Genomic DNA, 9,025 nt, shown 5'->3' on the forward strand with positions numbered 1-9,025 from the left:
AACGGAGCCGACGAGACTCGAACTCGCGACCTCCGGCGTGACAGGCCGGCGTTCTAACCAAACTGAACTACGGCTCCGTTTAAGTGGGCGGAACAGGGCTCGAACCTGTGACCCCCGGCTTGTAAGGCCGATGCTCTCCCAACTGAGCTATCCGCCCTAGCGGAGATGGAATATATATACTTTCACCTGGTCTGTCAACTTTTTTTTCAAAAATTTCTTAGCATATCTTTTTTTATCACAGGAAACCGCGGCCTATCTGAATTTACACGTTAGTAAGTTCTTCTGTTAATTTTTTTAGTTCCTCAGCCTGGGATGTGAGTTTTTCTATGACTATTACTGTTTCATCCATTGCTGAAACTGTCATTTCTGAAAGATTACCTATCTCTTCAATAGATCTGGTAATCTGTTCACTGGCTGATGACTGCTCTTCTGCTGCAGTGGCAATACTTCTCACCTGTTCAGCACTGTCCTTAGCAAGATTCAAAATTTTATTTAAAACTTCTCCTGATTCAGTGGCAAAAGAGGATGCTTGTTCAACTGCCTCCAGGGCCTTTTTCACTACCTCATTGCTTTGTTTGGTTGCATTCTGAATATTTGAGATATTTTCAGAGACCTCTTTGGTTGCATTCATGGTCTTTTCTGCTAATTTTCTCACCTCATCTGCTACAACCGCAAAGCCCCTTCCAGCATCTCCAGCCCTAGCTGCCTCTATGGCTGCATTTAATGCTAGAAGATTGGTCTGATCTGCTATGTCATTGATAACGTCAATTATATTCCCTATGGCTTCAGCCTGCTCTGTCAGCTCTTTCATTTTATTTGCAAGGTCCAAACTTGTGTCCTTTACCTTTTGTATCTCTTCAATAGTCCTTTTTACCACCTCAAATCCTTCAGTGGCACTATTACTTGTGATTTCAGTATTTTCTGATGCTGCTGCTGCATTTTTCGCTACTTCCAGGACAGTTGCATTCATCTGTTGCATGGCTGTTGCAGCTTCTTCTACCCTATTTTTTTGTTCATTCATCCTGTTATTTACGTCCATGACCTGTGATTGGAGTTCATCTGCTGTGCTGGTAAGTCCAAAAACCACTTCTTCAAGAGTAGAAGCAGCATCAAGTAACTTCTTACTCTTATTTTCTGCATCTATCTTTGCCTGCTCAGCCATTTCCTTTGCCTTTTTAGCCTCTTCTGCAACCTTCATGGCCTTCTCACTATTTTCTTCTGCCTCTTTGATTTTATTTTTCAGATTTTCCACCATTTTTTCAATGGAATCCTTTAAAATCTTAAGCTCAGACTTAAAAGTGCCTGTTAATTTGGTATCGAGATTCCCCAAAGATACCTCTGTTGCATATTCCACTAGGTTATTCAAAGGATTTTTTAAAGAATTCTTCAGATAGACATATATAAATGAGAGTATCAATACAAATAAAAGCATACTGGCAGCCAGGGATGTTATGAAAATATTATTTAAATTAGAAATAAAATTGTTGTGATATTGATTTTTCGCCTTTTCTATATCATCCGTATATTCTCCCATTCCAATTATCCATCCCCATGGTTTAAAAAACTTTACATATGAAATCTTTTTGAAATTCCCCCTTTCACCCTTTTTCCCCCAGTAATAAGTTACAAATCCTTCGCCTTTTTTCTTACACACATCTACCATCTCAAGCATCATTTTTTTACCGTTCTTATCCTTTAAATCTCCAACATATCGCCCCCTTAACTTTTCCAATGGATGAACCAGCATTATAGGGTGAGTGTCATTTATCCAAAAATAATTTCCACCACTAAATCTAATCCTGCCAATAGCCTCCATTGCTTCCATTTTCATCTTAACACTAATGTCTTCAAGCCATTCCCCTACTCCTACTATCCAATTTAATTCAGGTATTAATTTCACATAAGATAATTTTAAAGACGCCTTGTTGTAACCAGGTTTTGGCCAATAGTAATCAACCAGACCCTCTCCTTGATTCTTACATATTGCTATCATTTCTTTAAAAAAATATTTTCCTTTTTTGTCCTTAGCATTAATCACATTTTTTCCTTCCAGAGATGGTTTTGCAGGATTCAAGATAACAACCCCTTTTGTATTTAAGACAAAAATATAGTTTTTATTAATGCCAAATCTTTGTTTTCTTATTACGTCTTTGATGTCTTCAGTAGGTATATTCTTCTCAAATAACCCTTTTATCTCATTTGAGACAATATCTATTATTTTCTTTAGTTCCATAAACTTTTTTTCTTTTAAGGCATCTATATCCTGGGACATGTTATAATAATCCTGCACAATACTATATGCCACATTGACAATATTCTTTAATCTGTCTTTCTTTCTATCAATACTGTATTGAGAAAAATTTCTTAATTGTGCTTCCTCTAATTCTGCCATTTTCCATTTAAAAATACCTATTGTGAATAAAAATTGAGCTATCAATGCAATTACCGTAAAAATAAGTACTCTATTAATCAGGGATTTTTTCATAATAACCTCCTTTTTTTAAGACCCAAAAGCCCTAATTCACCTTAATTCCACATTACTAAAATCTTTTGTTAATTGTTAACAACTCTTTTTCAAGATGTAAAGCAAGTTTTAAAAACTAATATGAGCCCCTATAAAAAGTTTATCTAATACAACAGCAAGTCCCTTTCTAGTGACTCCAGTCCTATCAACTCCAATGGCTTGAATTTAAAGTTAACAAAATAATTTGGTTTAAAATTTCCGTTCCCTGTTCTGTATATAATCAACCCAAATTTCTAAAATCCTTTTTTATATTGTCAAATTGTGCTTTAGGGTTTAAGATGTTTCAAATGTTTATAAAACTATATAACCTGTAACTTCTGGAGGGAGCGTATGGAGTATAAGAACTTAATTGTAAAAAAAAGAGATGATTTTTTAGGGATTATAACCTTAAACAGACCCAAAAATCTAAACACATTTACTATTGAACTTGCCAAGGAACTAAAAAAGGCCCTGGAATACATGGATGGAGACCCAGAGGTTAGAGTAATAATTTTACAAGGCGCAGGCAGGGCATTTTGTGCAGGTATTGATGTGAGCGATTTCTTTGGCAAATCCACAAAAGAGTACAGGGAATGGATAGAGACCATGGAATCTCCCCTTGTGTATATATCACAGATAAGTAAGGTTGTGATTGCTCAGGTTCAAGGACCTGCTGTTGCAAATGGTCTAGGACTTGTAGCAGCGTGTGACCTTGCCATTGCTGCAAAAAATTCCAAATTTGGCTTAACTGCAATAAATGTAGGCCTAAATTGTGTTGGACCAGTAATCCCTGTACTCAGATCAATTGGTAGAAAGCGGGCATTGGAGCTTTTATTTTTGGGAAATACCATAGATGCTGAAGAAGCGCATAAAATAGGTCTAATTAACAGGGTGGTAGAGGTTGATGAGCTGGAACAAGAAACCTTAAAAATTGCAAAAGATCTTGCAAACAAAAGCCCTATTGCCCTTCAAATTGCAAAAAAGGCATTTTATACTGCTGAAGACATGGATTACTTAAAGGCATTTAATTATATGAATGAAGTATTTGCCAGATTGTGCTCCACAGAGGATGCTAAAGAAGGGGTTAAGGCCTTTTTAGAAAAAAGGACCCCAGAGTGGAAGGAAAAATAATTTTCCCCCCTGCAGCGAAAATAGTATTAGATGAATGATTACAAAAATTTTCTGTCCAAAAGAAGATGGGAAAAATAGCCAATAGTTGCAGCCAGATAAAAAGGAAGCACCTTTTGTATAGGGATTTTATAAAAAATCAAAGGTAATATGATAATAGGGGATGGAACAAGCACCATTGCCCATAAGGTGTGAGTCCATCCCCTATGTTTTCCCAGGGGAGGCAACATTGCCATAAATCCCAGTATAGCAGCCCATTTATAATACTTTTTTATCATCAACGCCAAATCTAGAGAAACCAACAAAAAATAAAAGATATTCTGTCCCTTTGAATCAGTATCAACATCTGGAAATAGTGCCCCAAGGGATCCTATAAACAAAATCGACGTAATCTCCAATACATTAAAATCATACCAGCCTTTGTATATTGACAGTGCAACACCAAGGCCAGTTAAGGCCATTCCACCTGCTAAATGAACCTTGTATCCTGGCATAAAACAATCTCCTACTCACCTTATGTGATGGTCTTGGACAAAAAATTCACTCTATAATCCTGAAATTTTAATATCCTTTGGATATTCAACAATAAATTTAATAGGAAGTTTCCTAACCTCATTGGGTTTGAGATCTATTTTCCATTTAATTATTCCATCTCGAGATATAGTTGCTTTGTCCTTTTTAGGGGATAAAAGCGTAACCTTTATTTTTTCGTTTCTAGAGACAGGGATATTATCTTTTACAACAAGTTTTATATTTCTTTTTTTTCCGTTATGGACATCTATCTCATATTCATAAACAAGCTTTATTTTTTTTGTGACTACACCCTTATATTGGGTATATTTTTTTATTAATTTCTTTGTTGTCCTTATAGATTCATCAATACCCATAGACAAATTTAACTCTTCTCCTGGCAATTTTCCTTTTTTAATAAAGAATTTGTTTATAAACATGCCATCTAAAAAAACACTAACCTTCCCTGGCATTATTGGGTATTTAAAGGGATTTTTAATTTGAACATTTAGTTGTGCATAATTATTTAGCTTTGGAACGGCAAAATAAATAAAATCCCCTTTTGTGATCTTTGAAAATAAATAAATCCTATGCTCTTTTTTGTCCGAAGGAATAGATACCTTCTTTGGCAGTACAAAACTAAATGAAGTAAGATTTTCTTTTAAAAAACTGTTTCTATTTAATTTTCTTTCGCCTGAGTAATCTTTTGATACTGCAAATTCCATTTTCATGGATCTTTTGACCATTGGAACACTTTTATATATAGGAGGGGAATATACATCTAAATACCAGGGTGTTAGATCTGGGATCTGACCTGCATATGGCCTAGACGTTGAAATCTCCATATTAACAGAATTCCAATCTTCTCCAGTTGACTGTCGCACAATGGCATAAGAATAAATTGCAACTGATTTTTCGTGGGAATCAACTTTTATATCATATGTATATTTCCATCCTGCAGCCCTTACAAGATACATAAATTTTAGTTTTGTGTTTATGTCCTTTTTTGAATACAAACTTATATAAATGTCTTTTGATGGATTAGAATAAGAACTAATCTCATTTATTTTATTTTCCAGTGCCTTTTTTTTCTTAATTAGATCTTCTCGCTTTTCATCTAATTTTGAAATCATGGTGTATTTTGATTCCAGGGATTTTATAATATATTTGGAAAAATTTTCCACTTCCTTTGTAGATATTTTAAATTTCTCTGAAAATGGATTAGTTGATTTTACAAATTCAATTGCAGTTTTTATTGACTTAATCTTGTTTAAAATAGATGACATCTCCCTATCAAGAATGTGAATTTTGTGTTTTAATTCTTTTATCCTGTTGGACTGTAGATCATTTGAATAATTTTTCTCCACTTTAACATCTAAAATTTCAACAAATTTTCCTGGAACTGCTTCGATTTGAATCGATCTATCCACCATACTCATTGGAAAACCTTTAAATCTATACTGATTTTCGCCCTTCTTTAAATCAACATTAATTTCTTTTTTTACAAGGGCGATGTTTGGATATAAGACAATATTAGTTATCTTTCCCGCACTCTCACCATAGGCAAAAGGCATAAGTCCATACAAGGTAAAAAAACAGACCATAAAAATTAATTTATTTAAACGCATAATCCCTCCCCTTTTTAAATCATTTGATAATTAATCTCCAGGAGCAACGCTTTTAAAGAATATTAACTTTTTAAATTTAAGTTGACAATAAATATTTACTTCATATAAACTGGTTCTAAAATATTACCAGGCGCCCAGTTTAACTATACATTTTTAACCTACAAGGAGGGGAGATATGGGAGAAATAATTAAAGGCTTTCCATCAACAATGGGGGACACATACCAACTAAATTTAATAGAAATTATCAAATATGCAGCAACAATGTTTCCCAAAACTGAAGTGGCATACAGGTGTTTAGATGGAAAAATGTTTAGATACAACTATCTAGATGCCTACAGAAGGATATCAAAAATGGCCCATGCACTAAAAGACTTAGGAGTTCGGCCTGGAGATCGTGTTGGTGTTATGGAATTTAATTCCCATAGATTTTTTGAGCTCTATTTTGCAATATCTGGAATTGGTGCAGTCCTTATGCAGCTAAATCCAAGGATATCCAAGGATGATCGGATTTATGTAATAAACCACTCAGGAACAAAACTTATTTTTGTAAACGAGCTTCTTGTTCCTCTAATTGAAGAGATATCTGACTCAATTCCAAACGTGGAAAAATTTGTGGTGATTTCAGAAACTGACAAAAATAAAGAAACGTCTTTGTCTCCAGTATTTAATTATGAAAAATTACTGGAAGGAAGAGAAGAAGAATTTAACTGGCCCATGATAAATGAATCCTCTGCCTATAGCGGGGCTTATACATCAGGCACCACTGGAAAGCCAAAAGGGATCTATTATTCCCATAGGGCTATTTGCCTCCACACAATGATAATAAACATGTTATCAGAATTAACACCTAATGATGCAATGCTTCAAATTGTCCCTATGTTCCATGCAAATGGATGGGGTGCCTTTTTTGGTCCTCCTATGGTTGGCGCAAGATTGGTATTTCCTGGACTGTATTCTGCAGAAAATCCTGGGCCACTTGTTGAATTATTGGTTAATGAAAAGATTACAGTTACCAATGGCGCACCTGCCATATTTCTGCCAATGCTACATTACATTGAAAAGATGGATCCAAAACCAAAATTTAACAACCTGCGCATGTTATCTGGAGCCACAGAGCCACCACTGGCACTTATGAAAAAGTATGCAGAATTGGGTGCAGAGGTAATACACGCATATGGAGCAAGCGAGACCACACCCTTAGTAACACTTAATAAACCAAAGCCATATTTAAGTTTAGATGAAGAAAAGAGGTGGGAACTTAAGAAAAAACAGGGTTATTTTGTCCCATTTATTGACTGGAAGTTAAAAGATCCTCTGGGAGGAGACGTGCCAACAGATGGAAAAACTGTTGGAGAGCTATATTTAAAAGGTCCGTGGATTACATGCAAGTATTACAATGACGAGAGGACCAAAGACGCCATTTCTGAAGACGGTTACTGGAAGAGCGGAGATGCTGCTACAGTGGATGAAAATGGATATTTAAAGATCACAGATAGGTTTAAAGACCTAATAAAAAGTGGCGGTGAATGGATATCTTCAATTGATTTAGAAAATGCTATAATGGCACATCCAGAAGTAGCCGAGGCATCAGTGGTGGGAATTCCACATCCAAAATGGGAAGAAAGGCCCCTAGCCCTTGTTGTACTAAAGGACCCATCAAAAGATATAAAAGAAAAAGATATCCTTGATTTTATTTCTCCAAAGTTCGCAAAGTGGCAACTCCCAGACAGGGTTTTATTTGTTGATTCAATACCCAAGACCAGTGTTGGTAAATTTTCCAAAAAAGATATAAGAAAGATGTACTGGGACTTCTATACAAAAAATGCATAACTTTTAAATTTTAGGAGGGGGAGTTATGGCACATATTTCTGGGGATATAAGGGAAAAGTTTTACTCTATTACAGAAGAAAATGTAAATTTTCTATTAAACCATTACAACAAGGTTAATAGATGGGTAATTGCAGATCTATTAAAAAGAAGTGCGTACCACTACCCAGATAAAATTGCACTTAGATTTAAAGATATAGCTTTGACTTATTCTGAACTAGATAAAAAGGCAAATCAAGTTGCCAATGCACTAAAGGACCTTGGTGTAAAAAAATATGATAGAGTTGCAATTCTAGCACACAATACCATTAATCATGTTCTTACATGGTTTGGGTCAATCAAAATTGGAGCAATTTATCTGGCAATTAATTATCTTTTGCATGGCCCAGACATAAAATATTGTATAGATCATTCAGAGAGTAAAATATTTATAGTTGAAGATGCACTCTTTGATCTAGTTAAAGATGTTATAAATGATATGAAAAGTGTTGATAAATTTATTTGGTCTAAGGATATGAAAGGAATGGAGCCTGCTGATGATAAATTTATAGATTTTGATAACTGGTATAGTCAGTATCCAGATACTGAGCCTGATGTGGTACTCAGAATTGAAGATCCATGTCAAATGACCTATACAAGTGGTACAGAATCTAAACCCAAAGGCGTAATAATAACCCATCAGTCTCTTCTTGCCCAATACATGGGATGTATTGTTGATGGAGGATATGATTCTTCTGATATAAATGTAAATGCCCTTCCAATATACCACTGTGCACAAAGAGATGTATTCATGAATCCAATATTCTGGTTAGGTGGAGAAAATATCTTGATTACTCCAGAAATCCCAGAGATTTTAAAAAGCATTGAAAAATATAAGGCAACTATGTTCTTTGCCCCACCAACTGTGTGGATTGGGATGTTGCGACATCCAGATTTTGATAAATATGATTTAAGCAGTTTAAAAAAGATATATTATGGAGCCTCAATTATGCCTGTTGAGGTCTTAAAAGAGATCTTAGAGAAATTCGAGGGAGCAAAGGTATATAATTACTATGGACAGACAGAACTGGCACCATATCACACCATATTAAAGGCTGAAGATGCCTTACGAAAATTGGGTTCAGCAGGAAAAGGTGGGCTAAATATGGAGACACGGCTTGAAGACGATATGGGTAACACAATAGATCAACCAGGTGTTGTCGGGGAGATAACAGGTCGTGGACCCCATGCTATGCTCATGTATTTTAAAGATCCTGAAAAAACTGAAGAAGCTATGCGTGGGGGATGGTTCCATTCTGGAGACCTTGGAGTCATGGATGAAGAAGGCTATATTACAGTAGTAGACAGGAAAAAGGATATGATAAAGACAGGCGGCGAAAATGTGGCAAGTCGCGAAGTAGAAGAGGCCATATATCTGGATAAAAGGGT

6 protein-coding genes and 2 tRNA genes are annotated in these 9,025 nt (G+C 35.4%); 3 read left to right on the forward strand and 5 right to left on the reverse strand.

Features of this window, described 5'->3' with window-relative positions; all coding sequences use genetic code 11:
- Positions 1–2: 2 nt before the first annotated feature.
- From ACY2V1_RS06370 to ACY2V1_RS06380, 3 genes are all read right to left on the reverse strand, one after another.
- Positions 3–77: transfer RNA gene (locus ACY2V1_RS06370), tRNA-Asp, on the reverse strand.
- Positions 78–84: 7 nt separating this feature from the next.
- Positions 85–157: transfer RNA gene (locus ACY2V1_RS06375), tRNA-Val, on the reverse strand.
- Positions 158–262: 105 nt separating this feature from the next.
- A complete protein-coding gene (locus ACY2V1_RS06380; protein WP_461833962.1) occupies positions 263–2,485 on the reverse strand; it encodes a methyl-accepting chemotaxis protein in 2,223 nt (740 codons plus the stop codon).
- A gap of 369 nt (positions 2,486–2,854) precedes the next feature.
- Here ACY2V1_RS06380 and ACY2V1_RS06385 point away from each other — a divergent pair, with 369 nt between their 5' ends.
- Positions 2,855–3,634: an enoyl-CoA hydratase/isomerase family protein gene (locus ACY2V1_RS06385; RefSeq protein WP_461833963.1), complete on the forward strand. Its 780-nt coding sequence runs from the start codon at positions 2,855–2,857 to the stop codon at positions 3,632–3,634.
- A gap of 38 nt (positions 3,635–3,672) precedes the next feature.
- On the opposite strand, the gene ACY2V1_RS06390 is transcribed toward ACY2V1_RS06385, so the two are convergent.
- Together ACY2V1_RS06390 and ACY2V1_RS06395 are read right to left on the reverse strand one after the other, a co-directional pair.
- Positions 3,673–4,125, reverse strand: coding sequence for a metal-dependent hydrolase (locus tag ACY2V1_RS06390; protein WP_461833964.1), 453 nt, complete (start codon positions 4,123–4,125; stop codon positions 3,673–3,675).
- 51 nt (positions 4,126–4,176) lie between these two features.
- Positions 4,177–5,769 carry a mucoidy inhibitor MuiA family protein gene (locus ACY2V1_RS06395; RefSeq protein ID WP_461833965.1) on the reverse strand — a complete coding sequence of 531 codons (1,593 nt, stop codon included), beginning with the start codon at positions 5,767–5,769 and terminating at the stop codon, positions 4,177–4,179.
- 175 nt (positions 5,770–5,944) lie between these two features.
- Here ACY2V1_RS06395 and ACY2V1_RS06400 point away from each other — a divergent pair, with 175 nt between their 5' ends.
- The gene (locus ACY2V1_RS06400; RefSeq protein ID WP_461833966.1) at positions 5,945–7,600 is read left to right on the forward strand and encodes a long-chain-fatty-acid--CoA ligase; all 1,656 of its coding nucleotides are present in this window, start codon (positions 5,945–5,947) and stop codon (positions 7,598–7,600) included.
- Positions 7,601–7,625: 25 nt separating this feature from the next.
- The coding region (locus ACY2V1_RS06405) for an AMP-binding protein (RefSeq protein WP_461833967.1) at positions 7,626–9,025 on the forward strand (1,400 nt) is incomplete at its 3' end.

Source organism: Desulfothermus sp. (genome assembly GCF_053993635.1).

What these genes read in the sequence shown, in the direction of transcription:
- ACY2V1_RS06380 (WP_461833962.1), bottom strand. Translation starts at nt 2,485, where the DNA reads ATGAAAAAATCCCTGATTAATAGAGTACTTATTTTTACGGTAATTGCA.
- ACY2V1_RS06385 (WP_461833963.1), top strand. Translation starts at nt 2,855, where the DNA reads ATGGAGTATAAGAACTTAATTGTAAAAAAAAGAGATGATTTTTTAGGG.
- ACY2V1_RS06390 (WP_461833964.1), bottom strand. Translation starts at nt 4,125, where the DNA reads ATGCCAGGATACAAGGTTCATTTAGCAGGTGGAATGGCCTTAACTGGC.
- ACY2V1_RS06395 (WP_461833965.1), bottom strand. Translation starts at nt 5,769, where the DNA reads ATGCGTTTAAATAAATTAATTTTTATGGTCTGTTTTTTTACCTTGTAT.
- ACY2V1_RS06400 (WP_461833966.1), top strand. Translation starts at nt 5,945, where the DNA reads ATGGGAGAAATAATTAAAGGCTTTCCATCAACAATGGGGGACACATAC.